At 65.6% G+C, this 24,788-nt stretch carries 19 protein-coding genes and 2 tRNA genes; 12 read left to right on the top strand and 9 right to left on the bottom strand.

Going from position 1 to position 24,788, the window contains the following annotated elements; all coding sequences use genetic code 11:
* Positions 1–110 precede the first annotated feature (110 nt).
* Together HDG39_RS04350 and HDG39_RS04345 are read left to right on the top strand one after the other, a co-directional pair.
* Positions 111–503 (top strand): hypothetical protein, encoded by a 393-nt coding sequence (locus HDG39_RS04350; protein WP_184003539.1) that lies wholly within the window; start codon positions 111–113, stop codon positions 501–503.
* 69 nt (positions 504–572) lie between these two features.
* Positions 573–1,082, top strand: coding sequence for an LEA/WHy family protein (locus tag HDG39_RS04345; RefSeq protein WP_184003537.1), 510 nt, complete (start codon positions 573–575; stop codon positions 1,080–1,082).
* 19 nt (positions 1,083–1,101) lie between these two features.
* On the opposite strand, the gene HDG39_RS04340 is transcribed toward HDG39_RS04345, so the two are convergent.
* The 3 genes from HDG39_RS04340 to HDG39_RS04330 all read right to left on the bottom strand — a co-directional run bounded on the left by HDG39_RS04340 (position 1,102) and on the right by HDG39_RS04330 (position 6,359).
* The gene (locus tag HDG39_RS04340; protein WP_184003535.1) at positions 1,102–2,280 is read right to left on the bottom strand and encodes an acetyl-CoA C-acyltransferase; all 1,179 of its coding nucleotides are present in this window, start codon (positions 2,278–2,280) and stop codon (positions 1,102–1,104) included.
* A 148-nt stretch (positions 2,281–2,428) separates the two neighbouring features.
* Positions 2,429–4,519: a 3-hydroxyacyl-CoA dehydrogenase NAD-binding domain-containing protein gene (locus HDG39_RS04335; protein WP_184003533.1), complete on the bottom strand. Its 2,091-nt coding sequence runs from the start codon at positions 4,517–4,519 to the stop codon at positions 2,429–2,431.
* A 142-nt stretch (positions 4,520–4,661) separates the two neighbouring features.
* Positions 4,662–6,359, bottom strand: coding sequence for a 3-(methylthio)propionyl-CoA ligase (locus tag HDG39_RS04330; RefSeq protein WP_184003531.1), 1,698 nt, complete (start codon positions 6,357–6,359; stop codon positions 4,662–4,664).
* Between the two features lie 155 nt (positions 6,360–6,514).
* Between HDG39_RS04330 and HDG39_RS04325 the strand changes: the two genes are divergently transcribed.
* From HDG39_RS04325 to HDG39_RS04305, 5 genes are all read left to right on the top strand, one after another.
* Complete coding sequence (locus HDG39_RS04325) at positions 6,515–8,071, top strand: protein adenylyltransferase SelO (protein WP_184003529.1); 1,557 nt, start codon at positions 6,515–6,517, stop codon at positions 8,069–8,071.
* Positions 8,072–8,169: 98 nt separating this feature from the next.
* On the top strand, positions 8,170–8,592 hold the full coding sequence (gene msrB, locus HDG39_RS04320) for a peptide-methionine (R)-S-oxide reductase MsrB (protein WP_018418065.1): 423 nt from the start codon (positions 8,170–8,172) through the stop codon (positions 8,590–8,592).
* 163 nt (positions 8,593–8,755) lie between these two features.
* Entirely contained in the window at positions 8,756–9,286 is a 531-nt protein-coding gene (locus HDG39_RS04315) for a septation protein A (protein ID WP_027197690.1), read from the top strand.
* 1 nt (position 9,287) lies between these two features.
* On the top strand, positions 9,288–9,599 hold the full coding sequence (locus HDG39_RS04310) for a BolA family protein (RefSeq protein WP_018418067.1): 312 nt from the start codon (positions 9,288–9,290) through the stop codon (positions 9,597–9,599).
* Positions 9,600–9,609: 10 nt separating this feature from the next.
* Entirely contained in the window at positions 9,610–10,389 is a 780-nt protein-coding gene (locus HDG39_RS04305; RefSeq protein ID WP_184003527.1) for a peptidylprolyl isomerase, read from the top strand.
* 166 nt (positions 10,390–10,555) lie between these two features.
* On the opposite strand, the gene purL is transcribed toward HDG39_RS04305, so the two are convergent.
* Positions 10,556–14,665, bottom strand: coding sequence for a phosphoribosylformylglycinamidine synthase (gene purL / locus HDG39_RS04300; RefSeq protein WP_184003525.1), 4,110 nt, complete (start codon positions 14,663–14,665; stop codon positions 10,556–10,558).
* 316 nt (positions 14,666–14,981) lie between these two features.
* Between purL and HDG39_RS04295 the strand changes: the two genes are divergently transcribed.
* The 3 genes from HDG39_RS04295 (at position 14,982) to pgi (ending at position 20,066) form a co-directional block, all read left to right on the top strand.
* Positions 14,982–16,277: an FAD-dependent oxidoreductase gene (locus HDG39_RS04295; protein WP_184003523.1), complete on the top strand. Its 1,296-nt coding sequence runs from the start codon at positions 14,982–14,984 to the stop codon at positions 16,275–16,277.
* Between the two features lie 178 nt (positions 16,278–16,455).
* Positions 16,456–18,096, top strand: a complete 1,641-nt coding sequence (locus tag HDG39_RS04290) for an NAD(P)H-hydrate dehydratase (protein WP_184003521.1) — start codon at positions 16,456–16,458, stop codon at positions 18,094–18,096.
* A gap of 347 nt (positions 18,097–18,443) precedes the next feature.
* A complete protein-coding gene (gene pgi / locus HDG39_RS04285; protein ID WP_184003519.1) occupies positions 18,444–20,066 on the top strand; it encodes a glucose-6-phosphate isomerase in 1,623 nt (540 codons plus the stop codon).
* 136 nt (positions 20,067–20,202) lie between these two features.
* On the opposite strand, the gene HDG39_RS04280 is transcribed toward pgi, so the two are convergent.
* Positions 20,203–20,889, bottom strand: a complete 687-nt coding sequence (locus HDG39_RS04280; protein WP_026225394.1) for an ABC transporter ATP-binding protein — start codon at positions 20,887–20,889, stop codon at positions 20,203–20,205.
* On the opposite strand from HDG39_RS04280, the gene HDG39_RS04275 reads away from it, so the two are divergent.
* Both HDG39_RS04275 and HDG39_RS04270 read left to right on the top strand, forming a co-directional pair.
* The gene (locus HDG39_RS04275) at positions 20,888–21,592 is read left to right on the top strand and encodes an arylesterase (protein ID WP_184003517.1); all 705 of its coding nucleotides are present in this window, start codon (positions 20,888–20,890) and stop codon (positions 21,590–21,592) included. The genes HDG39_RS04280 and HDG39_RS04275 overlap by 2 nt on opposite strands.
* Before the next feature lie 116 nt (positions 21,593–21,708).
* Positions 21,709–22,050 (top strand): hypothetical protein, encoded by a 342-nt coding sequence (locus tag HDG39_RS04270; RefSeq protein WP_026225396.1) that lies wholly within the window; start codon positions 21,709–21,711, stop codon positions 22,048–22,050.
* Positions 22,051–22,130: 80 nt separating this feature from the next.
* Here HDG39_RS04270 and HDG39_RS04265 read toward each other — a convergent pair whose 3' ends face one another.
* From HDG39_RS04265 to HDG39_RS04250, 4 genes are all read right to left on the bottom strand, one after another.
* Positions 22,131–24,065: a SurA N-terminal domain-containing protein gene (locus HDG39_RS04265; protein ID WP_184003515.1), complete on the bottom strand. Its 1,935-nt coding sequence runs from the start codon at positions 24,063–24,065 to the stop codon at positions 22,131–22,133.
* Between the two features lie 86 nt (positions 24,066–24,151).
* A tRNA-Asp gene (locus HDG39_RS04260) sits at positions 24,152–24,228 on the bottom strand.
* 47 nt (positions 24,229–24,275) lie between these two features.
* A tRNA-Val gene (locus HDG39_RS04255) sits at positions 24,276–24,351 on the bottom strand.
* A gap of 101 nt (positions 24,352–24,452) precedes the next feature.
* The gene (locus HDG39_RS04250; protein ID WP_018418077.1) at positions 24,453–24,725 is read right to left on the bottom strand and encodes an HU family DNA-binding protein; all 273 of its coding nucleotides are present in this window, start codon (positions 24,723–24,725) and stop codon (positions 24,453–24,455) included.
* Between the last annotated feature and the right edge of the window lie 63 nt (positions 24,726–24,788).

The raw sequence follows: 24,788 nt of genomic DNA, 5'->3' as shown, positions 1-24,788 counted from the left end.
GTGACGAAACGCACCACTGTACCGGTTCAGATTGTCGACAGCTGCGGCTGTTTTCATCCGGACGGATTCCCTAAGCTGTGTGACACGAAAACGATTTAAAGGAATCGGTCATGCCTGTGCGTCCATACCACGATCGCTTTTTACCCGGTGCAGAAGTGGATTGCACCGCGGCGTCGCATCTTGCCGCCGGTCAGATGGCCCTGCACGACTTGCGCGCGCGCAGTTCGATCATCGCGGTCGAAGGTGCATTGGAACTCGTCTTCCGCGATCATTCGCTGGGCTGGCTCGGCAACGACGCCCCGCTCACGTCGCTCACGTTGCACGAAGGCGAGCGCTTTGTGACCTCGCAACGTGGCGTCGTGTCGTTCCGCGCGACGCAGGCCGATCGCGCTGCGTTCATCGTGCTGCCTGCACGCGCTGAACACAGCGCGCGCGGTTTCGTTCTGCAAGCCGCTCGGCGTCTCGCTTGCGTCGTGCGCACACAGTGGCGGCGCGCCGCCTGAAACGTCGCTGCGCGCGCCATGCGGCCCGTTACAATGCATGACCAATCCGGTTCGTTCGAGGTGCAGGTCATGTCATTCTTTCGCGCGCTGCAGCCGGGCCTGGTCTCACGGGTGTGGCGCCTGTTCGCCGCCATCGTCGCTGTCACGCTGACACTCGCTGGCTGCGCGGGCCTGTTCGGCGCCGACCCGTTGCGCGTTAACGTGGCGGGCATCGAGCCGATCGCTGGCCAGGGCATGGAGATGCGCTTCAACGTCAAGCTGCGCGTACAGAATCCCAACGACTCCGCGGTCAGCTTCAATGGCGTGTCGCTCGATCTGGAACTGAACGGCAAGCCGTTCGCCAGCGGCGTCAGCGACCAGAGCGGCACCGTGCCGCGCTTCGGCGAAACCGTCGTCACCGTGCCGCTGACCGTGCCGGCATTCGCCGCGGTTCGTCAAGCCTTTGCGCTAGCCGGCGCCGCGCAGTCGGGACAAGTTCCGTACGTTCTGCGCGGCAAGCTCGCGGGTGGCGTGACCGGTACGACGCGATTCACCGATCAGGGGACGCTGAGCCTGCCGTCGTCGGACACGGGCTGGTAATGACGCCGGCCCACGCCGCTCAAACCACTTCGAACAAACCCGCCGCGCCCTGCCCGCCGCCGATGCACATCGTCACGACGACGAACTTCACGCCGCGCCGCTTGCCTTCGATCAGCGCATGGCCGACGAGCCGCGCTCCCGACACGCCGTACGGATGGCCCACCGCGATCGCGCCGCCGTTCACGTTCAGGCGGTCGTGCGCAATGCCGAGTTGGTCGGCGCAATAGAGCACCTGCACCGCGAACGCTTCGTTCAGCTCCCACAGGCCGATGTCCTCGACCTTGAGGCCGGCTTTCTTCAACAGCTTCGGCACCGCGAACACCGGGCCGATGCCCATTTCGTCGGGCTCGCAGCCGGCCACCGCGAAACCGCGGAAGATGCCGAGCGGCTGCAGCCCTTCGCGTTCGGCAAGCGTCGCGTTCATCACGACGCAAGCGGATGCGCCGTCCGAGAACTGGCTCGCATTGCCCGCGGTGATCACGCCGCCCGGCTGCGCGGTGCGAATCTTCGACACGCCTTCGAGCGTCGTGTCGGCACGAATGCCTTCGTCGCTGCTGACGGTCACTTCCTTCGTGTAGAGACGGCCGCTCGCCTTGTCGGCGACGCCGGCGAGCACCGTCAACGGCACGATTTCGTCCTTGAATTTACCGGCTTCGAGCGCGGCCGCCGCACGTTGCTGCGAGCGCACGCCGTATTCGTCCTGGCGTTCCTTCGAGATCGAGTAGCGCTTCGCGACGTTTTCGGCGGTCTGCAGCATCGACCAGTAAATTGCCGGCTTGTGCTCGGTGAGCCAGCCGTCGGTCATCATGTGGCGGTTCATCTCGTTCTGCACGCACGAGATCGACTCGACGCCACCCGCGACGTACACGTCGCCCTCGCCGGCGATCACGCGTTGCGACGCAAGCGCAATCGTCTGCAATCCCGACGAGCAGAAACGGTTCACGGTCATGCCCGGCACGCTGACCGGCAAGCCCGCGCGCAATGCGATCTGCCGCGCGATATTGCCGCCCGTCGCGCCTTCCGGATTCGCGCAACCCATGATCACGTCCTCGACGCGCGCCGGATCGAGCTTCGCGCGCTCGACCGCAGCCTGCGTCACGTGGCCGCCGAGCGTCGCGCCGTGCGTCATGTTGAAACCGCCGCGCCACGATTTGGCGAGGCCCGTGCGGGCGGTGGATACGATTACGGCGTCAGTCATGCGTGTCTCCAATTGCAGTGTCGAAAGTGGCGCGCCGGCTCACTGCCGTGCGTTCAAAAGCGCATCACCGCGCCGCCTCTGTCGTTTGATGCGAGCGATGCGGGGGGAAACCCGCACCGCTCAATTCGTGAGCTGAAGCCAGCCGCGCTCAGCCGTTGAACCCGCGACCTTCGGCCGCGAGCTTCGCGATGCTCGGGGCGAGCTTCCACGCGTCGCCGTTCGGCCGCGTCGCATAGCGGCGAATCGCGCGCTCGACGTTGTAGAGCCCCACCGTGTCCGCGTACAGCATCGGGCCGCCGCGATGCAAGGGGAAGCCGTAGCCGGTCAGATAGACCATGTCGATATCCGACGCCTTCGACGCGATGCCTTCCTCGAGAATCTTCGCGCCTTCGTTGACGAGCGCGAACACCAGACGCTCGACGATTTCCTCGTCGCTGATCTTGCGGCGCTCAGAGTTGGTTTCCTTCGAGTACTCGCCGATCATGTCGTTGACCACGCCCGAAGGGTATGCGGTGCGATCGCCCGCCTTGTAGTCGTACCAGCCGCCGCCGGTCTTCTGGCCGAAGCGGCCCATCTCGCACAAACGGTCGGCGATCTTCGAGTAGTGCATGTCGGGGTGTTCGAGATAGCGGCGCTTGCGGATCGCCCAGCCGATGTCGTTGCCGGCGAGGTCGCTCATGCGGAACGGACCCATCGCGAAGCCGAACTTCTCGATGGCCTTGTCTACCTGCGCTGGCAAGGCGCCCTCTTCGAGCAGGAAGAGCGCCTGACGAAGGTATTGCTCGATCATCCGGTTGCCGATAAAGCCGTCGCACACGCCCGACACCACCGCGGTCTTCCTGATCTTCTTCGCGAGCTTCATCACGGTGGCGAGCACGTCCTTCGCGGTCTCCTTGCCACGAACGACTTCGAGCAGCTTCATCACGTTGGCCGGGCTGAAGAAGTGCATGCCGACCACATCCTGCGGACGTTTCGTGAACGCGGCGATCTTGTCGACGTCGAGCGTCGACGTGTTCGACGCGAGGATCGCACCGGGCTTCGCGACTTCATCGAGCCGGCGGAACACCTGCTCCTTCACGCCCAGTTCTTCGAACACGGCTTCGACGATGATGTCGGCGTGCTTCAGGTCGTCGTAGGAGAGCGTCGAGCTCAGCAGCGCGAGGCGCTGTTCCATCACCTCGGGCTTCAGCTTGCCTTTCCCGACGGTCGCCTCGTAGTTCTTGCGGATCGTCGCGAGACCGCGGTCGAGCGCTTCCTGCTTCGTTTCCAGCAGCGTGACCGGAATGCCCGCGTTGAGGAAGTTCATCGCAATGCCGCCGCCCATCGTGCCGGCGCCGATCACGGCCACCCGATCGATGTCGCGCACCGAAGTATCCGACTGCACGTCGGGAATCTTGCTCGCCGCCCGCTCACCGAAGAACGCGTGACGCAGCGCGCGGCTCTCCGGCGTCTGCACGAGCGCGATGAAGCATTCGCGCTCGAATGCGAGGCCCTTGTCGAAGCCGTCATTCACACCGGCTTCGACCGCGTCGATGCATTTATGCGGCGCCGGGAAATTCTTCGCGATTGCCGCGACGCTGTTGCGCGCGAACTGGATGAAACCGGCCGCGTTCGGATGCTCGATCTTGCGGTCGCGCACCTTCGGATGCGGGCCGGCCTCGGCGCCGACCTTGCGCGCGAACGCGAGCGCCGCTTCGGCCAGTTCGGCGGGATTCGGGACGACTTCGTCGAACAGCCCCGACTCGGCGAGCTTTTCCGAGAGCACCGGCGCGCCCGACACGATCATGTTCAGCGACGCTTCCAGACCGATGGCGCGCGGCAGACGCTGCGTGCCGCCCGCGCCCGGCAGGATGCCGAGCTTCACTTCGGGCAGCGCGATCTGCGCGCCGGCCGCGGCGACGCGGTAATGCGCGCCGAGGGCAAGTTCAAGGCCGCCGCCCATCGCGACGCTGTGGATCGCCGCGACGACCGGCTTCGCGCTGCCTTCGACGGCCTTGATGACGGTCGCGAGCGTCGGCTCCTGGGTCGCCTTCGGCGTATTGAATTCGGTGATGTCGGCGCCGCCCGAAAAGGCCTTGCCCGCGCCCGTCAGCACGATGGCCTTGATGGCCGGATCGTTCTGCGCGCGCTCGAGCCCTTCGACGATATCCGCCCGCGTCGACAGACCGAGCCCATTGACGGGCGGATTGTTCAGCGTGAGAACGGCCACGCCGTCATGAGTTGTGTAGTCCACTGCCATCTGCGTGCCTCCGTGCGATCCATGCATCGAGGCGGCGCATGATGCGCCGCCCGTCCGGTTCATCGAGCCTGCTTATGGTCAGACTTTTTCAAGCGACGGTTCCGGGGTCAGCAGGCACAATACACCAAAAAAGAACGAACGTTCAATTTATTCCAGAGTGGGGTTTCCCCTGGGACTCGGGGGTCAGCGGACAGCTGCGGCCATCTTCGAGCGCGGACGGCAGCACGTGGTCGCGGAACAGATCGCGCAGCTTCAGCTTCTGCAGCTTGCCGGTCGCCGTGTGCGGTAGTCCGTCGACGAACACGACGTCGTCGGGGATCCACCACTTCGCGACCTTGCCGTCGTAGAACGCGAGCAGTTCGTCGCGGGTGACGTCCTGCCCCGCGCGTTTGACGACGACGAGCAACGGGCGCTCGGTCCACTTCGGATGCGCGCACGCGATGCACGCGGCTTCCGCGACCGCCGGATGCGCGAGCGCGACGTTCTCGACGTCGATCGAGCTGATCCATTCGCCGCCCGACTTGATCACGTCCTTCGAGCGATCGGTGATGTGCAGGAAGCTGTCGGGGTCGATCGTCGCGACGTCGCCGGTCGGGAACCAGCCGTCGATGAGCGGCGAGTCTTCCTTGCGGAAATACCGGTCGATGACCCACGGCCCGCGCACGTGCAGATCGCCGAACGCGACGCCATCCCAAGGCAGCTCGCGGCCATCCTCGCCGACGATCTTCATGTCGACGCCGTAGATCGCATGACCCTGCTTTTCGAGCAGTTTGCGCTGATCGGCGAGCGGCCGCTGGCTCTGCTCCCAGGTCAGCTTCGACAAGGTACCGAGCGGCGACATCTCCGTCATGCCCCATGCATGGATCACCTGCACGCCGTAGTCGTCCTCGAGTATCCGCAGCATCGCGGGCGGACAGGCGGAACCGCCGATCACCGTGCGCTCGAGCGACGAAAACCTCGCGCCCGTTTCGCGCAGGTGGTTCAGCAGACCGAGCCACACGGTCGGCACGCCGGCCGAGCACGTGACGCGTTCGCTCTCCATCAGTTCGTACAGCGACTTGCCGTCGAGATCCTTGCCGGGGAACACGAGCGTCGCGCCGGTCAGCGGCCCCGCATGCGCGAGGCCCCATGCGTTGACATGGAACATCGGCACGATGGGCAGCACCGAGTCGCGCGCCGACAGGTTCATTGCGTCGGGCAACGCCGCGCCGAACGCGTGCAGCACCGTCGAGCGATGGCTATACAGGGCGCCTTTCGGATTGCCGGTCGTGCCCGACGTATAGCAGAGATACGACGCCTGGCGCTCGTCGAGCGCGGGCCAGTCGAAGCGGCCGTCCTGCCCGTCCATCAGCGTTTCGTAGCACAGCACCGACGTTTGCATCGGCGGCCGATGCGCTTCATCGCACAGTGCGATCCAGCCGCGCACGCGCGGGCACTGCGGCGCGAGCGTGTCGACCAGCGCGGCGAACGTCGTGTCGAACAGCACGTACGCGTCGTCGGCATGATTGACGATGTAGGCGATCTGGTCGGGGAAAAGCCGCGGGTTGATCGTGTGACACACGGCGCCGAACCCGGTGGTGCCGTAATACGCTTCGAGATGCCGGTAGCCGTTCCACGCGAGCGTCGCGACGCGTTCGCCCGGTTCGACACCGAGCGCGATGAGCGCCTGCGCGAGCTGCTTCGCGCGCCGCTCGCAATCGCGGTACGTGTAGCGATGCAGGTCGCCTTCGATGCGCCGCGACACGATCCCGGTGCTGCCGAAATGCCGCGCGGCATGCGCGAGCAACGATGACACGGTGAGCGGCACGTCCATCATCTGGCCCAGCAGCGGCGTCGTCATAAGGCGGGGTCTCCTCGGCTTGTTAGTGGGTCGATGGGTTGGCGCAAGATCGTGGCGGCGTCGAGCGCAGCAGCATGGTCCGAACGATGAAGGCGGCCGCCCAGCAGCGCCGCGGGCGCGGACTTACAATATCGGCTAATCCAGAGGCGCTCAACATGTCGTTTTCCCCAAGCTTTGCAAGGCTATCCGCAGCTTTGACGGATCTTTCCAACACACTCGCCACTCCCCCAGCCAACGCGTTCGCGCGGCTCGGCGGCACGTTCCTCACGCGCCTGCCCGCCGCGCCGCTCGACGCACCCTATCTCGTCGGCTTCTCGGCCGAGACCGCCGCGCGGCTCGGGATGCCCGAGGGCATCGAGCGCGATCCGGGCTTTATCGAGCTGTTCTGCGGCAACGCGACGCGCGACTGGCCAACCGACACGCTGCCTTATGCGTCGGTGTACTCGGGGCATCAGTTCGGCGTGTGGGCTGGCCAGCTCGGCGACGGCCGCGCGCTCGGTCTGGGCGAGCTTGAACACGACGGCGAGCGCAACGAACTGCAGATCAAAGGCGCGGGCCGCACGCCCTATTCGCGCATGGGCGACGGCCGCGCGGTGCTGCGCTCGTCGATCCGCGAATATCTGTGCTCGGAGGCGATGCATCATCTCGGCATTCCGACCACGCGCGCATTGTGCGTGATCGGCTCCGACCAGCCGGTGCGGCGCGAGACGATCGAAACCGCCGCGGTGGTCACGCGCGTCGCGCCGAGCTTCGTGCGCTTCGGCCACTTCGAGCACTACTACGCGAACGATCGTGCCGACGCGTTGCGCGCACTCGCCGATCACGTCGTCGAGCGCTTCTATCCGCATTGCAAGGAGGCCGACGATCCGTATCTGGCGCTGCTCGCCGAGGCGGTGCGCTCCACCGCGGATCTGATGGTCGACTGGCAGGCGGTCGGTTTCTGTCACGGCGTGATGAATACCGACAACATGTCGATCCTGGGCCTGACGATCGACTACGGCCCGTTCGGTTTCATGGATGGCTTCGATGCCGGCCACATCTGCAATCACTCCGATACGCAGGGCCGCTACGCCTACCGGCTGCAGCCGCAAATCGCGTACTGGAACCTGTTCTGCCTCGCGCAGGGACTGCTGCCGTTGTTCGGCGAGAAGCACGACGAAAGCGTGCGCGCCGACAAGGCGGTCGAAGATGCGCAGCATGTGCTCGCCGGCTTCAAGGACCGTTTCGCGCCGGCGCTCGAAAACCGCATGCGCGCGAAGCTCGGCCTCGAACAGGCGCGCGACGGCGACGACGCGCTGGTCAACCGGCTGTTCGAAGTGATGCACGCGAACCGCGCCGATTTCACGCTGACGTTCCGCAATCTCGCGCGCCTGTCGAAACACGATGCGAGCGGCGATACGTCGGTGCGTGACCTGTTCCTCGATCGCGTCGCCTTCGACGCATGGGCGAACGACTATCGCGCGCGGCTCGCCGAAGAGTCACGCGACGACGTTGCGCGCGCCATTGCAATGAATCGCGTCAACCCCAAATTCGTACTTCGCAACCATCTGGCGGAAACGGCGATCCAACGCGCGAAGGAGAAGGATTTCTCCGAGGTGGAACGGCTCGCGGCCGTGTTGCGTCACCCGTTCGACGAGCAGCCCGAATACGCGTCGTATGCGGGCCTGCCGCCCGACTGGGCGAACTCACTGGAAGTGAGCTGTTCGTCATGACGCGCCGGCGCAGTTGAATCGCCACGGCCGTGCCTCCAGAAAACACCGGTACGAACCAGGACAAACCCGCGAGACAAACCCGAGACAGGAACCCGACCATGAGCAACCCCGACGATCTCAAGCATGACGCCCCAGCCGTACAGAAAAACGACGCCGAGTGGCGCAAGCAGCTGACCGACATGGAATACCAGGTGACGCGCCATGCGGCCACCGAGCGCCCGTTCACGGGCCGCTACAACGATCACTGGGAACGCGGCGTCTACGACTGCGTGTGCTGCGGCACGCCGCTGTTCGAATCGGACACCAAGTTCGACGCCGGCTGCGGCTGGCCGAGCTATTTCCGCCCCATCAACGGCGAGGTGATCGCCGAGAAGACCGACCGCTCACACGGCATGCTGCGCATCGAGGTGCAGTGCAAGAATTGCGGCGCGCATCTGGGCCACGTGTTCGAGGACGGACCGGCGCCGACCGGTCTGCGTTACTGCATCAATTCGGCTGCGTTACAATTCGAGCCCAAGTAACGCGGCGCGGCAGCGGGCCTGCCCGCTTCGGGCGCTGCGGCGCGAATCGCGCGCGGCGCCCTTCTCATGCGCCAGTCCCGCTCGCCAGCGGCCACCGCGCACCTTGCACGCCATCCGGGCGCGCTTCAACGTTCGACTCACTCTCCGACTTCCCGATCAGATAATGAAATTCCTGTTCGATCTGTTCCCGATCATCCTGTTCTTCGTGGCCTTCAAGATCTGGGGCATTTTCACGGCGACGGCAGTGGCGATCGTCGCCACGCTGGTGCAGATCGCGTGGGTGGCGTTCCGCCACCGCAAGGTCGACCCGATGCTGTGGGTGAGTCTCGGCGTCGTCGTGGTATTCGGCGGCGCGACGCTCGTGCTGCACAACGACACCTTTATCAAATGGAAGCCGACCGTGCTGTATTGGGCGTTTTCCGTCGCGCTGATCGTGTCGCAGCTCGGCTTCAACAAGAACCTGATCGAAGCGATGATGGGCAAGCAGATCGCGCTGCCGCACGCGATCTGGGGCAAGCTGAACCTGATCTGGGCGGTGTTTTTCGTGCTGCTCGGCCTCTTGAACCTGTTCGTTGCGTATCACTACACGACCGATCAGTGGGTCAATTTCAAGCTGTTCGGCGCGACCGGCTGCCTGCTCGTGTTCATCGTCGGACAGAGCCTGTGGCTGTCGAAGTACATGAAGGAGGAATGACATGAGCGACCTGTTCATGCATGCCACCACCGCCGAGCGCGCCGCGCTGATCGAGGCACGCCTCACGGCCGCGCTCGCGCCCGTCGAGTCGATCCGCATCACCGACGACAGCGCGCAGCACGCCGGCCATGCCGGCGCCTCGGCCGGCGGTCATTTCAGTGTCACGATCGTGGCCGTCGCGTTTGCCGGGAAGCCCCGCGTGGCGCGGCATCGCATGGTGTATGATGCGCTGGCCGATGCCATGCAGCGCGGCATTCATGCCCTTGCAATCACGGCGTATACGCCCGAAGAATTTGCTTTGTTGCCCCGCTAGGAACCTTTCGATGACCTTGAAGAAAACCCGCCTCTGGGTATTGCTGGCTGCGTTCGCGGCCGCACCTGCATTCGCACAGAACATCGCCGTGGTGAACGGTACGCCGATTCCGAAGTCGCGCGCCGATGCATTGATCCAGCAACTGGTTCACCAGGGACAGCAGGACACGCCGCAGCTGCAGCAGGCCGTGCGCGAAGAGCTCGTGAATCGCGAAATCCTGATGCAGGAAGCGCTGCGTCGCGGGCTGCCGAACCGTCCGGACATCAAGGCGCAAATCGCAGTCGCGCAGCAAACCGTGGTGCTGCGCGCGTTGATCGAAGACTTCGTGAAGACCAACCAGCCGACCGACGCCGAAGTCACCGCGCGCTACAACGCGCTCGTCAAGGATGCGGGCGGCAAGGAATATCACCTGCACCATATCCTCGTCGACAACGAGCAACAGGCGAAGGACCTGATCGCGAAGATCAAGGCCGGCGCGAGCTTCGAGAACCTGGCCAAGCAGTACTCGAAGGACCCGGGATCGGGCAAGAACGGCGGCGATCTCGACTGGTCGGACCCGAAGGCCTACGTGCCTGAATTCGCGGACGCGGCCACGCATCTGCAGAAAGGCCAGATGACCGACACGCCGGTGCATACGCAATTCGGCTGGCACATCATCCGTGTCGACGACATCCGCGCCGTCACGCCGCCGCCGCTCGAGCAGGTGCGCGCGCAGATCGTGCAGCAGATCCAGCAGGAAAAGCTGCAGGCGTTCGAAGAGAATCTGCGCAAGAACGCGAAGATTCAGTAAGGGTCGGCGGGCAGATTGTCTTCGGATAGTCCGCCTGGCTCTGAAGCCTGAATGCGACAAAGCCGCCCGTGGGCGGCTTTTTTGTTGCTGCAAGATTCGCAGCGGCGGCGTGCGTGGCTGCCGCAAACAGGAGCCGCCGCACGCGGGCGGCAGCCCCCTCGACTCATCAACCGAGCCAGCGACGCGCGTTCTGGAACGCGCGCAGCCACGGGCTCGCGTCCGTGCCGATCTCGCCCCAGCCCTGCGGATGCCAGCTCATCTGCACCGCGCGATGCACGCGCTCCATGTGCGGCATCAGCACCGTGAAGCGGCCGTCGGCCGTCGTGACCGATGTGATGCCCTCGGGCGAACCGTTCGGGTTGAACGGATATTGCTCGGTCGCCTGACCACGGTGATCGACATAGCGCATCGCGACCGCGACCTTCGACTTGTCGCCCTGCTGCGAGAAGTCCGCAAAGCCTTCGCCGTGCGCGACCGCGACCGGAATGCGCGAGCCTTCCATGCCGGCGAAAAAGAGCGACGGCGATGCCTGCACCTCGACGAGCGAGAAGCGCGCCTCGAACTTCTCCGACTTGTTGCGCGTGAACTTCGGCCATGCTTCGGCGCCGGGGATCATCGACGCGAGGCTGCTCATCATCTGGCAGCCGTTGCAGATGCCGAGCGCGAACGTGTCGCCACGACTGAAGAACGCGACGAACATGTCGGCCAGTTGCGCGTTGAAGCGGATCGTCTTCGCCCAGCCTTCGCCGGCGCCCAGCGTATCGCCGTACGAGAAGCCGCCGCACGCGACCGCACCCGCGAAATCGGCGAGGTTCGCGCGGCCCGCGAGCAGGTCGCTCATGTGCACGTCGTGCGCGTCGAAGCCGGCGCGATCGAATGCATAGGCCGTCTCCAGATGCGAGTTCACGCCCTGCTCGCGCAGGATCGCGACGCGCGGACGCGCGCCCTTGCCAACGCCCCGAAGGAAGTCCCCTTGGGGGACGAAGGGCGCGGCGACATCGTCGGCCGGATCGAAGCTCAGCACCGGCGTGATGCCCGGGTCGGCCGCGTCGAGCAGCGCGTCGTATTCGGCGTCGGCGCAGGCCGGGTTGTCGCGCAGACGCGCGATGCGCCAGCTCACTTCGCTCCACGTGCGATGCAGTTCGGCGCGCGGCGCTTCGTAAACCTTCTTCGCGTCGCGATAGATCTCGATCACGTCGCGCTCGCTGGTCTTGCCGATCACGTGCGAGCACGCCGACAGACCGTGTTCGCGCAGCGCGGCGAGCACAACGTCGCGGTCGGCCGCGCGCACTTGCACGACGGCGCCGAGCTCTTCGTTGAAGAGTGCGCGCAGCGTGCGGTCTTCGCGGCGGCCGCTGGTCTGCTTCGCCCAGTCCTTCGCGTCGCCGTAATCGGATTCGTGGTGCGCGTCGAGCAAGAGCATGTCGACGTTCAGCGACACGCCCGCGTGACCCGCGAACGCCATTTCGCAAACCGTCGCCCACAGCCCGCCGTCCGAGCGGTCGTGGTACGCGAGCAGCTTGCCGTCGCTATTGAGCGCCTGGATCGCGTTGAAGAAGCGCTTCAGATCTTCCGGATCGTCGACGTCCGGCACCGTGTCGCCGACCTGCTGCGTGACCTGCGCGAGAATGCTGCCGCCCAGACGCTGCTTGCCGCGGCCGAGATCGATCGCGATCAGCACCGACTCGCCGACTTCGCTCACGCGCTGCAGTTGCGGCGTCAGATGGCGGCGGACGTCTTCAACCGGCGCGAACGCGGAGATGATCAGCGACACCGGCGCGACCACTTCCTTCGCGACGCCGCTCTCTTCCCAGCGTGTGCGCATCGACAGCGAATCCTTGCCGACCGGAATGCCGATACCGAGCGCCGGGCACAGTTCCATGCCGATCGCCTTGACCGTGTCGTAGAGCGCGGCGTCTTCGCCAGGCGCGCCGCACGCGGCCATCCAGTTGGCCGACAGCTTGAGTTTGTCGAGCGACGCAATCGGCGCCGCCGCGATGTTGGTGATCGCCTCGCCGACCGCCATACGGCCAGAGGCCGGTGCGTTGATGACGGCGAGCGGCGTGCGCTCGGACATCGTCATCGCTTCGCCGCTGAAGCCTGCGTAGTCCATCGTCGTGATCGCGACGTCGGCCACCGGCACCTGCCACGGACCGACCATCTGATCGCGCGCGGTCGTGCCGCCGACCGAGCGGTCGCCGATCGTGATCAGAAACGACTTGCTCGCGACCGTCGGATGACGCAGCACGCTCTGCGCGACGTCTTGCAGCGCGAGGCCGGTCACGTCGACCGGTTCGAGCCTGCGCTCGGCACGCTTCACGTCGCGGTGCATACGCGGCGCCTTGCCGAGCAGCACTTCCATCGGCATGTCGACTGGCTGGTGCGCGCCTTCCTGCTGTTCGGCGTCGATCAGCTTCAGCTGACGCTCGGCGGTGGCCGTGCCGATCACCGCGAACGGGCAGCGCTCGCGCTTGCACATCGCCTCGAACACCGGCAGATCGGCCGGCGCGATCGCCAGCACGTAGCGCTCCTGCGCTTCGTTCGACCAGATTTCGCGCGGCGACAGACCGCTCTCTTCGAGTTGGATCTTGCGCAGTTCGAACAGTGCGCCCTTGCCCGCACCGTCCACCACTTCGGGGAACGCGTTCGACAGACCGCCCGCGCCGACGTCGTGAATACTGAGGATCGGGTTCTTGTCGCCGAGCTGCCAGCACGCGTTGATTACTTCCTGCGCGCGTCGCTCGATTTCCGGGTTGCCGCGCTGCACCGAGTCGAAGTCGAGCTCGGCGGTGTTGGTGCCGGTCGCCATCGAGCTCGCGGCGCCGCCGCCCATGCCGATGCGCATGCCCGGGCCGCCGATCTGGATCAGCAGCGAGCCTTCCGGCAGCTCGTGCTTGTGCGTGTGCTGGTCGGAGATATTGCCGATGCCGCCCGCGATCATGATCGGCTTGTGATAGCCGCGCACGAGACCCGCGACGTTCTGCTCGTAGGTGCGGAAGTAGCCGCCGAGGTTCGGCCGGCCGAATTCGTTGTTGAACGCGGCGGCGCCGAGCGGGCCGTCGATCATGATCTGCAACGGCGAGGCGATGCGGTCCGGGCGGCCGTACGCTTCGTGCTGGTCGGCCGGATTGCGCTGCGCGAGCGGCTGAGCGGTGTCGCGGGCGTTTTCCCACGCCTCGACGCCGTCCGGCAGTTCGAGGTTCGATACCGTGAAGCCCGCGAGGCCCGCCTTCGGACGCGCGCCGCGTCCGGTCGCGCCTTCGTCGCGGATTTCGCCACCTGCGCCGGTCGCGGCGCCCGGGAACGGCGAGATCGCGGTCGGGTGGTTGTGCGTTTCGACCTTCATCAGCGTGTGCGTGAGCTCGACGCTGCGGCCATAGTGCTCGGGCAACTCGCTCGCGCCGAGGTCGGCCGGCGTGCGCGGGAACCAGCGCTCGGCCATGCCGCCGACCATGATCGCCGAGTTGTCCGAATACGCGACGATCGTGCCCTGCGGGTTCAGCTTCTCGGTGTTGCGGATCATGTTGAACAGCGACATGTCCTGCTTCTCGCCGTCGATCGTCCAGTCCGCGTTGAAGATCTTGTGGCGGCAGTGCTCGCTGTTGGCCTGCGCGAACATCATCAGCTCGACGTCGGTCGGATTGCGGCCAAGCTTCGTGAATGCGTCCACCAGGTAGTCGATTTCGTCGTCGGCGAGCGCAAGGCCCAGTTCCGCGTTGGCGATTTCGAGCGCGGCGCGGCCGCTCGCGAGCACGTCGACGGTTTGCAGCGGCTTGGCCGGCAATTCGTCGAACAGATGCAACGCATGGTCGCGCGACGGCGCGACGCTCTCGGTCATGCGGTCGTGCAGCGCGGCGGCGACGGCCGCGCGCGCTTCGTCCGACAGCGTCTTCTTGCCGCCGAGCAGGCCGCTTTTCAGCGTCACCGAGTACTCGACGCCGCGCTCGATGCGGCGCACCCGCGTGAGCCCGCACAGATGCGCGATGTCGGTTGCCTTGCTGGCCCACGGCGACACGGTGCCAAAGCGCGGCACGACGAGGAAGGTCTCGACCGCGCCACGCTCGTTGCCTTCTTCGAACGGATCGCCGTAGTGCATCAGCGCCTCGATCTTCGCGCTGTCTTCAGCGGACAGTTCGGTCTGGGCATTGACGAAGTGCAGATACTGCCCGCGCACGCCGGTGATATTCGGGTCGATGCGCGTGAGCGTGTCGAGCAGGCGGGTTTGACGGAAATCGGAGAGGGCCGAAGCGCCGGGGAAACACGAGAAGTGGGCCATGGGACTTGACGTTGCGTCGCTCATCATTGATGCCGGGGAGCCGCGCATGCAGGCGACGTGAGGCGGAAAGGAAGTCCGGGATTATACCCCGGGAACGGGCTTCCAGCGGGCTCCGGGGTGCGTCGGCGGCGGGCAGCGCCTGCCCGCGCGAGGCGTCGCCGCGGTGCCCGTCGCGTCGCCGCGCGGGTGTTTTGACTGCTATCATTCGCGTTTCACCAGATCGGCGCACGCGGCCCGGGTTTCACCCGGCGGCGCGCCGCATGTCACAGCCAACGGGAACGCGCGCGAGCCGCCCGTCGACACATCGAATCAGAGCATGGATGTCATCGTCATTGGCGGCGGGGTAGCGGGCGTCGCCACCGCTTATCACCTGCGCGCGGCCGGCCACCGGGTATGCGTCGTCGAGCGTCACGCGACCGTCGCGCAAGGCGCCACCTACGGACAAGGCGGCAACGTGCTGCCGACGCCGCTCGACGTCTGGTTCGGCCCGACCTTCATGGCGAGCCGCTACAACGCGAAAAATGGCGTGATCAGCAAGACCGGCTTCAACGGCGCCGCGCGGCAGTTCATCAAGCAGCTCGGAGCATGGCAGGAACCCGAGGCGTTTGCGCGCCAGTACGCGCTGCTGCGGCCGCTGATCGAATCCTCGCGCGATGCGATGGCCGACGTCGAAGCCCGCTTCGGCCTCGAATTCGAACAGGCGAGCGGTCTGCTGTACCTCGTGCGCAGCGCGCACGAATGGGAGCTGAACGCAGCCGCGCTCGATCTGCTGCACCGGTTCGAGGTGCCGCATCACGTGCTGAGCCCGGCCGAATGCGCGGCGTTCGAGCATGCAGTCCCCACAGATCCTGAATTCGCCGGCGGCGTGCTGTTCGAGCACGAACGCACCGCGAACTGTCCGCTTTTGACCAAGCTCGTCAAACAGGTGCTCGATACCCAAGGCGGCGTGCAGTTCATGCCGAACTGCGAGGTGACCGGCATTCGTCTCGAAAGTCAGCGCGCGGCGGTCGAACTGGCGCCGCGCGACGGCGCGCCCCGCTCGCGCGAGATCGACGTGGTCCAGGCCGACGCGGTCGTGGTCGCCGCCGGTTACGGCAGCCTGGCGCTGCTCGAACGCGCGGGGCTCAGGCTGCCGCTGCATCCGCTGCGGCTGCATTCGCTGGTCGCGCCGATCGCGCACGAGGAATGCGCGCCGCACGTCGCGATCGTCGATGCGGTCAAGCGCATCGGCATCAGCCGCATGAACCATCGGCTGCGGATCGCGGGCGGCGCGGTACTGCAAAGCGCGAGCCAGATCGACAAGCCGCTCGGCGAAGCGCTGACCAAGGAGGCACTCGCGTTGCTCGGCCAGGCGACGCACGACTGGATTCCGGGCGCCGCGCGCATTTCGGCGGCGCTGCCGTGGGAAGGCGTGAAACTGCTGTCGCCCGATGGCTTGCCGGTGATCGGCAACGCGCTGCATCCGCGGCTGTTCATCAACGTCGGGCATGGCCCGGCCGGCTGGGGCCTCGCCTGCGGCGCGGGCAAGCTCGTCGCACAGCTGATGTCGGGACAGACGCCGACGTTGCCGCAAGACACGCTCGCTGCATTGAGGCCGGAGCGGTTCCAGTAAGGTTTCGTGCTGTTCCAGGCGGGTATGGCGGGCTGACAGCCCGCTGTCGATACCCCGCGTTCATCGCGCCGCTTCCGCCGCACGCCCCGAAACAGCCGCACGCCGTGCGCCTATCGGCACTAACATAGCGATTCCAAAGTCTGCCCGCCGCGCCGCGGGCGCACCGCCAGGTTTCGCCATGACAGACGCAGAAAACTCGCCGCTCGCCCTTTTCGATCCGCTGACCGACTCGCAGCCGCGTGCGCTGCCGCTGTTGACGCTGACCGACTTGCGGATCGCCGAATCCCAGGCCGCCGCGGCCCTGCCCGAGCACACGCTGATGGCGCGCGCCGGTCACGCGGCCGCGCGCTGGCTGCTCGAACGGATCGTCGCGGAAACGTCGGTGACGAAGTCGCAGCAGCGCGCGTGGCTGGTCGCCGGCCCCGGCAACAACGGCGGCGACGCGCTGGTCGTCGCGACGGAACTGCACAAGGCCGGCATCGCCGTCGAAGTCTGTATGCCGGTCGAAGTGAAGCCCGCCGACGCGCGCTGGGCGCTCGACACCGCGCGCGCCGCCGGCGTGCCGATCGACGCGTCGCCGCCCGCCTCGCTCGACGGCTATGGCTGGCTCGTCGACGGTATGTTCGGCATCGGTCTCGCGCGGCCGCTCGACGGCGTCTTCGCGACGCTCGCGCGGCAGCTGTCGCAGCGCACGAAGGCGCGCCCGACACAAGGCGCCGTGCTCGCGCTCGATGTTCCCAGCGGGCTCGACAGCGACACCGGCACGGTGATCGGCGGCAACGGCGCGGCGGCGGTCCATGCGACGCACACGATCACGTTCATCGGCGCGAAACCGGGGCTTTTCACCGCGCAAGGCCGCGATCTCGCCGGGCGAGTGACGGTCGCACCGATCGGGCTCGTGGCAGGGATCAACGGCGGGGGCAGCCAGGACGCAGCCACCAGCGCCTCGCGTGCGGCGATCCAGCTCAGCGCCCCCGATCTCTTCGGCCCCTTCATGCCCCCACGCAACTTCGCGACCAACAAGGGCACCTTCGGCAGCCTCGCGGTGGTCGGCGGCGACACCGGCATGTGCGGCGCGCCGATCCTCGCGGCGCGCGCGGCGCTCTACACCGGCGCGGGCAAGGTCCACGTCGCGCTGCTCGGCGAAGGCGCCCCGCCCTACGATCCTCCGCACCCCGAACTGATGCTGCATCCGATCGACACGCTGCCGCTCGATTCGATGGACGCACTCGCGATCGGCTGCGGCATGGGGCACGGCGAACGCGCGACGCGGGTACTGCACGACGTGCTGCAACTCGACGTGCCCAAGCTGTTCGATGCCGACGCGCTGAACCTGGTCGCCAAGGATCCCGCGCTCGCCGCGGAAGTCACCGCGCGCGGCGTGCAAGGCGATCCGTGCATTTTCACTCCGCATCCGCTCGAAGCGGCGCGCCTGCTTGGCAGCGATGCGGCGAGCGTGCAACGCGACCGTCTCGCGGCCGCGCGCGCGCTCGCGGCGCGTTTTGCGAGCGTCGTCGTGCTGAAGGGCGTCGGCACGATCATCGCCGCGCCCGACGGCCGCCTCGCGCTGAACCCGACCGGCAACGCCGCGCTCGCGACGGGCGGCACCGGCGACGTGCTCGGCGGCATCATCGGCGCGCTGCTCGCGCAGCATCTGCCACGCTTCGAGGCGGCGCTCGCGGGCGTCTATCTGCACGGCCTCGCCGCCGATGCGCTGACCGCGCAGGGCCACGGCCCCGCCGGGCTGACGGCCGGCGAGCTGGCACCGATGGTGCGGACCTTGTTGAACCGGCTGTTCTATTCGGCGCCGCTTGCTTGACGCGCGCGATTGCTCGGAATACGAATCGCGTTCGCGGCGCTCGTTCACACCGATGAAACATCGCGATCCCAATCATTGCGAGCGCGCGCAACGCGCTGCTGCCCGTCGCGCATCCCCGCTATACTGATTGCCTGCGCCGCTCGTCGGGTCGATCGCGGGTCGCGGCGATACTCCAGCGGGCGCGGGCGCCGCCTCGCGTTTTCGCGAAGTTCACCCGCTTCGCGAAGTATCGTCGGCACCTGTCCCGATCCGGGCCGCGTGGCATCGCTCTGACTGCATCGCAGCATCATTCTCGGCCGCGCTTCATGCGCGCGCCTTCCTTCGTGCCCCTTGGTTAGACGGACGCTATGACCCAGAACTCGCTCCCCTCCTGGTCCTCGCTGCAGACGCATTACGACACGATTCGCGATGCGCATCTGCGCGACTGGTTCGCCCCCGAGAACGATCCCGCTCCCACGCGCGCCGAACGCTTCACGTTCGCGGGCGGCGGTCTCTCAGCCGATTTCTCGAAGCACCGCATCACCGACGAAACCCTGCAACTGCTCGTGCAACTCGCCCGCGAAGCCGGCGTCGAAAAGCGCCGCGACGCGATGTTCGCGGGCGAGGTCGTCAACCCGACCGAAGGCCGCCCCGCGCTGCACACGGCATTGCGCGCAACCGACCCGAAGGCGCCGTTCTTCGCCGAAGTGCAGGCCGAGCGCAAGAAAATGGCCGCGTTCGCCGAGCAGGTCCGCAGCGGCGCATGGACCGGCTATACCGGCAAGCGGATCCGTCATGTCGTGAACATCGGCATCGGCGGCTCGGATCTAGGGCCGAAGATGGTCGTGCACGCGTTGCATCATCTCGCGACGCCCGAGATCTCGACGCACTTCGTGTCGAACGTGGACGGCGCCGATCTGTACGACGTGATGCAGCAGATCGATCCCGAAGAGACGCTCGCGATCATCGTGTCGAAGACTTTCACGACGCTGGAGACGATGACCAACGCGCGCTCGCTGCGCGACTTTTTCATCCAGAAAGGCTGCCCGGAAAGCGCGCTGGCGAAGCACTTCGTCGGTGTGTCGGCCAATACCGCCGAAGTCGTCAAGTTCGGCATCGCGCAAGAGAACGTGTTCTCGATGTGGGACTGGGTCGGCGGACGTTACTCGCTGTGGTCGGCCGTCGGTCTGTCGATCATCATCGCGGTAGGTCCGCGACAGTTCGACGAGCTGCTCGCCGGCGCCAACGAGATGGACCAGCACTTCCGCACCGCGCCGCTCGACAGGAACCTGCCGGTGCTGCTCGGCATGATCGGCATCTGGTATCGAAACTTCTTCGGCTCGCAGAGCTATCTGGTCGCGCCGTATTCGCAGGCGCTGCATTTCCTGCCGTCGTATCTGCAGCAGCTCGAAATGGAGAGCAATGGCAAGTCCGCGCGTCTCGACGGCGCGTTCGTCGACTATGCGACTTCCGCAGTCACGTGGGGCGAGCCGGGCACGAACGGTCAGCACGCGTTTTTCCAGATGCTGCACCAGGGCCCGACGATCGTGCCGATCGATTTCATCGCGGTGCTGACGCCCGAGCATCCGCTCGCCAGCCATCATCCGAAGCTGCTCGCGAACTGCTTCGCGCAGAGCGAAGCGTTGATGCTGGGTCGCACGCTTGAAGAAGCGAAGAAAGTGGCAGGCCCCGACAAGCCGGAACTCGCACCGCACCTGACGTTCCCGGGCAACCGCCCCACCGCGACGCTGCTGCTCGACGCGTTGACCGCGCGCACGCTCGGCGCGCTGATCGCGCTTTATGAGCACAAGGTGCTGGTGCAAGCGTCGGTGTGGAACATCAACCCGTTTGATCAGTGGGGCGTCGAACTCGGCAAGATCCTCGGCAAGGTGGTCGAGGCCGATCTGGGCGCGGCGAGTGCCGACGTGAAGAAGCATGACTCGTCGACGTCGGCGCTGATCGCCCGGGCCCGGGCTGCGTTGGAGCGCTGAATGGAAGTCTGGAGCGCACGATAGCGGGCGATAACGCGCCATAAACAGAACAATGCGGGCTACGGCCCGCTTTGTTTTTGCTTCGACGACGACATGCTCGAGGTACGCGAGCGCAAGCCCGCGATCCGCCAGACCATCAAGCGAGCCGCCCCGCTTCGATCGTCACCGTCGTATCGCAACGCCGCGCGAGTTCGATGTCGTGTGTCACGAGCACAAGCGTCGCGCCGTGCGCGCGATTCATCTCGAACATCAGATCGATTACCGCGTGGCCGGTGGCCGCGTCGAGACTGCCGGTGGGTTCGTCGGCGAACAGGATCGCCGGGCGCGTGACGAACGCGCGCGCGAGCGCGACGCGCTGCTGCTCCCCGCCCGACAGCAGCTTCGGATAATGACCGGTACGCTGCCCGAGCCCAACCTGTTCGAGCAGTTCACGCGCACGCGCGGCGGCCTCGCGTGTGCCGATGCCCCCTTGCAGTTCGAGCGGCAACGTGACGTTTTCGAGCGCGGTCAGATGCGGCATCAACTGAAACGACTGGAACACGAAGCCGACCGCGCCGCTGCGCAACGCGGCGCGGCCGTCTTCGTCGAGCTCGCCGAGTTCGCGCCCGAGCAGCCGAACCGAGCCCGCGCTAGCACTGTCCAATCCCGCGAGCAAGCCGAGCAGCGTAGACTTGCCCGACCCGGATGCACCGACGATCGCGACGCTGCTGCCGGCATCGATGGCAAGATCGATGTCATCGAGAATCGTCAGTTCGCCCGCAGCATCCTTAACCCTCTTGCACAAACCCCGCACTTCAATGACTGGATCAGTTCTGTTTGGCATGGTGAAGCGTAGGTTGAAAGTGCGCGCCATCGCCCCTCGCGCCGCGGCGCTGTCTGCGGCATTCGGCGCGACCATGATGGCCGCCGCTCTGGTTTCGTTACCGTTGCGGGCTCACGCGGCGAATACGCCCGAACCCGCGAAGCCGGTGATCGTCGTGCTCGGCGACAGCATCTCCGCTGAGTACGGGCTGCCCCGCGATACGGGCTGGGTCGCGTTGATGCGTCAGCGTCTGGCCGAAGAGCGCATCGATTATAGCGTCGCCAATGCGAGCATCAGCGGCGACACGACAAGCGGCGGACGCGCGCGTCTGCCCGCGCTGATGGAACGGCTCAAGCCGAGCATCGTGATCGTCGAGCTCGGCGCCAACGACGCGTTGCGCGGCGTGCCGCTCTCGACGACCGAGGACAACCTGCGCACGATCATCGAACAGGCGCAGCAAGGCCACGCGAAGGTCGTGCTCGTCGGCATGTACGTGCCGCCCAATTACGGCCCCGACTATACGCAAAAGTTCCACGGCCTCTACGGCCAGCTGTCGAAGGAGTTCCATGTGCCGCTCGTGCCCTTTCTTCTCGCCGGCATCGCGGATAAACCGGACATGTTCCAGGCCGATCAGCTCCACCCGACGCAGCAGGCACAGCCGCTGCTACTCAACAACGTGTGGCCCGCTGTCAAGCCACTTCTTCGCACAAGTTCGCCGCACTGAAAGACCTGCTAACGACTTGTTTCCGGAACCTGGGGAACACGGATCGCCGAGCCGTTCGACAGATGGGCAATCCCTGCCACCCGGCTCATTCTTGAGCGACTTCTGAGGAGATAACGTTGAAATATTTACCGTTAATCGCTTTGACCGTTGCCATCTCGGCCTGCGCGGCTCAACCGCCGGCCGGCGTTCAGTCGGTGGGTCAAAGCCAGCAGCCGCCTCGCGCCGTCGCAACCTGCATCGCGCAGAAATGGGCGGATAGTTCGCAACAACAGGTGGTCTCGCAAAACACGCTCGCCAACGATCAGGCCATGGACGTCTACGTCCCGGGCCAGCAGCCGCCCAACGGCGCGGCCGCGGTGGTCCGTCCTTCCTATAGCGGCAAGGGCACGTGGGTCGGCTTTCGCGCCGGCGGCGCTGGCGGTGGCAACGCCACCGGCGCGATCAGCGGCTGTCTGTAAAGCTGCCACCTGGCTGTAGATAAAAAAGCCCCGCAAATGCGGGGCTTTCTTTTGCACGAGCAGGCAATGCTTACTGCGGCTTACTGATCGGCCGGCTGGGCGGCGCTGTCGAGCGTACCGTAGAACTTCACCTTCGAGCGCTCGCGCAGCGCTTTCAGATAGGCTTCGGCCTGCGACTGCGCGTCCACCTGAGCGATCTGCTGCTGCGCGACAGCGAGATGTTGCGCGTCGGTGGCCGCGGGCTGCACGATCTGGTTCACGCGATAGATCGCATAGCCGTCGTCGCCGAGATCGACACCGACGTAGGCCGGCAACTTTTGCGCATCGACCTTGTAGATTGCGCTCAGTGCGGCAGGCGGCACGCCCTGCGCGTCATTGCGCGACACCTTCAGCGCCGACGAGAAACCGGCGGTCGCTTTCGACTTCTCGAACTCGGCCAGCTTCGCGACGCCGTCCTTGTGCGCTGCTTCGTTCGCCTGCACGGCGATCACCTTCTGACGCACCGCGTCCTTCACCGCGTCGAATGCGGGCACGGCAGCGGGCTTGTAGTCGGTCACGCGCGCGGCGATCAGCGTGTTATTGCCGACGTCGATGGCCTGCGTATTGTTGTGCGCCGATACCGAGTCGTTCGCGAACACGGCTGCGAGGAACTTCGGGTTGTTCAGCGGGCTGTCGGGCGGCAGCTTCGGATCCGGCTGCGGCGTGACCGTCGCGGTCTGGATCTGCAGCTTGAATTTGTCAGCGGCCGGCTGCAGGCTCTTGGCCTTTTCATAGACGAGCGACGTGAAACCTTCTGAGCTGTCGGTGAACGCCTTGCTCGCCAGTTGCGTCTTCAGCTCCCTCGCGATCTGGTCCTTCACTTCGTCGAACGACTTCGTGACCGCCGGCTTTACATCGGTGACCTTGATGATGTGGAAACCGAAGTCGGTCTGGACGATGCCGCTGATTTCGTCCTTCTTCAGCGCGAACACCGCGTCGTCGAACGCCTGGCCGCCCGCGATCATGCCGCGGCCGAAGTAACCGAGATCGCCGCCCTTCGATGCCGAACCCGGATCCTGCGAGTTCTGCTGCGCGATCTGCGCGAACTGGTCCGGATGCGCCTTGAGCTGCGCGAGCAACTCCTCAGCCTTCTGCTTCGCTTTTGCCTTGTCGGCCGCGCTCGCGTCCTTCGGTGCCGCGATCAGGATATGGCTTGCGCGCACTTCGCCTTCGGTGCGGAAGTGGGCGATGTTGTCGTCGTAGTACTTCTTCAGGTCCGCGTCGCTCGGCTGTACCGATGCGCTCAGCGTGGCCGGCGACATCATCAGGTATTGGATCGTCGCCGTAGCGGGCGTCGCGAAGTCGTTGCGATGCGCGTCATAGTACGCTTGCAGTTGCGCATCGGTCGGCTGGATCTTCGCCGCGTAATCGTGCGGATGGAACGCGATGCCCTGCACTTCCCGCTGCTGCTGCGCGAGCTCGGTCAAGTGCTGCGCGAGCGTCTTCGACGTGAACGCGCTCGCCTCGATGCTCGCGGGCAGTTGTTGCATAGCGAGGTTGTAGCGCACGCGCTCGTCGTACTGATCGGGCGTCATGCCCTGCATCGCGAGCAGTTGCTTGTAACGGTCGAGGTCGATCGACCCGTCGGGATTCTTCAGCGACGAGATCACCGGATCGGACAGCAGCGTGCGGCGCACCGCTTCGTCCGATGCGCTCAGATGCAGACGCTGCGTTTCGTCGGCAAGCACACGCTGTTCGATCATGCCGTCGAGCATCTGGCGACGGCGCTCCGGCGTGTCGAACGACTTCATGTCGAACTTCGCGCCGAGCATCTGACGCCCGCGGTCGATCTGCTGGCGCATCGCGTCGTCGTATTCGGCACGGGTGATCTTGTGACCGTTGACACTCGCGACGTTTGCACTTTCGTCAAAGAAGCCGCGGAAGCCCTGAATACCCACGAAACCCAACCCCGGCAAAATGACGAGGATGAGCATGAACATCATCAGACGCTGGTGATTGCGGAAAAAATCGAGCATGCGTGAGGGGTGCCAAAAACAGAACGCCCGATCTTACAACAGCGGGCAACAAAAAAGGCGAACCGGAGTTCGCCTTTCGTGGATACTGGCGGAGTGGACGGGACTCGAACCCGCGACCCCCGGCGTGACAGGCCGGTATTCTAACCGACTGAACTACCACTCCTTATACTGCACTTTTGCGACTGGAAACACTGCAGCCGAATCTGAAACTGGTGGGTGCTGAGAGGCTCGAACTCCCGACCTACGCCTTGTAAGGGCGCCGCTCTACCAACTGAGCTAAGCACCCGTTTCGTGATTCAGTGCTTGATGTGTTTTCTGCCTTGCCGCCGCCCTCCCCGCGAATCGTTCATGCAGTCGGGTTAAGCAATTCCTCAAGCAGCAAGCTCATTAGTTTAGCGCATCCTTCAGAGCTTTGCCAGGCCTAAATTTAGGAACCTTTGCTGCCTTGATTTTGATCGCGGCGCCCGTGCGCGGATTGCGTCCGGTGCGCGCGGTGCGCTTGCCGACCGCGAACGTGCCAAAGCCGACCAACGTCACAGATCCGCCCTTCTTCAACGTGTTTTTGACGCCGGCGATGACTGCATCGAGCGCACGGCCCGCCGCGGCCTTCGAAATGTCGGCTTGCTGTGCGATGTGATCGATCAATTCCGTCTTGTTCATTCAAACCCCCGTGAATGTTTATTGGCAATCGTGACAGTGCTTTCCAGCACCTCCCGCCACGCG

It is taken from the genome of Paraburkholderia lebeckiae (assembly GCF_014201005.1).
Lineage (GTDB): Bacteria > Pseudomonadota > Gammaproteobacteria > Burkholderiales > Burkholderiaceae > Paraburkholderia > Paraburkholderia tuberum.
Note: the sequence above shows the minus strand (reverse complement) of the source record. Positions and strands in the feature narration are given on the sequence as shown.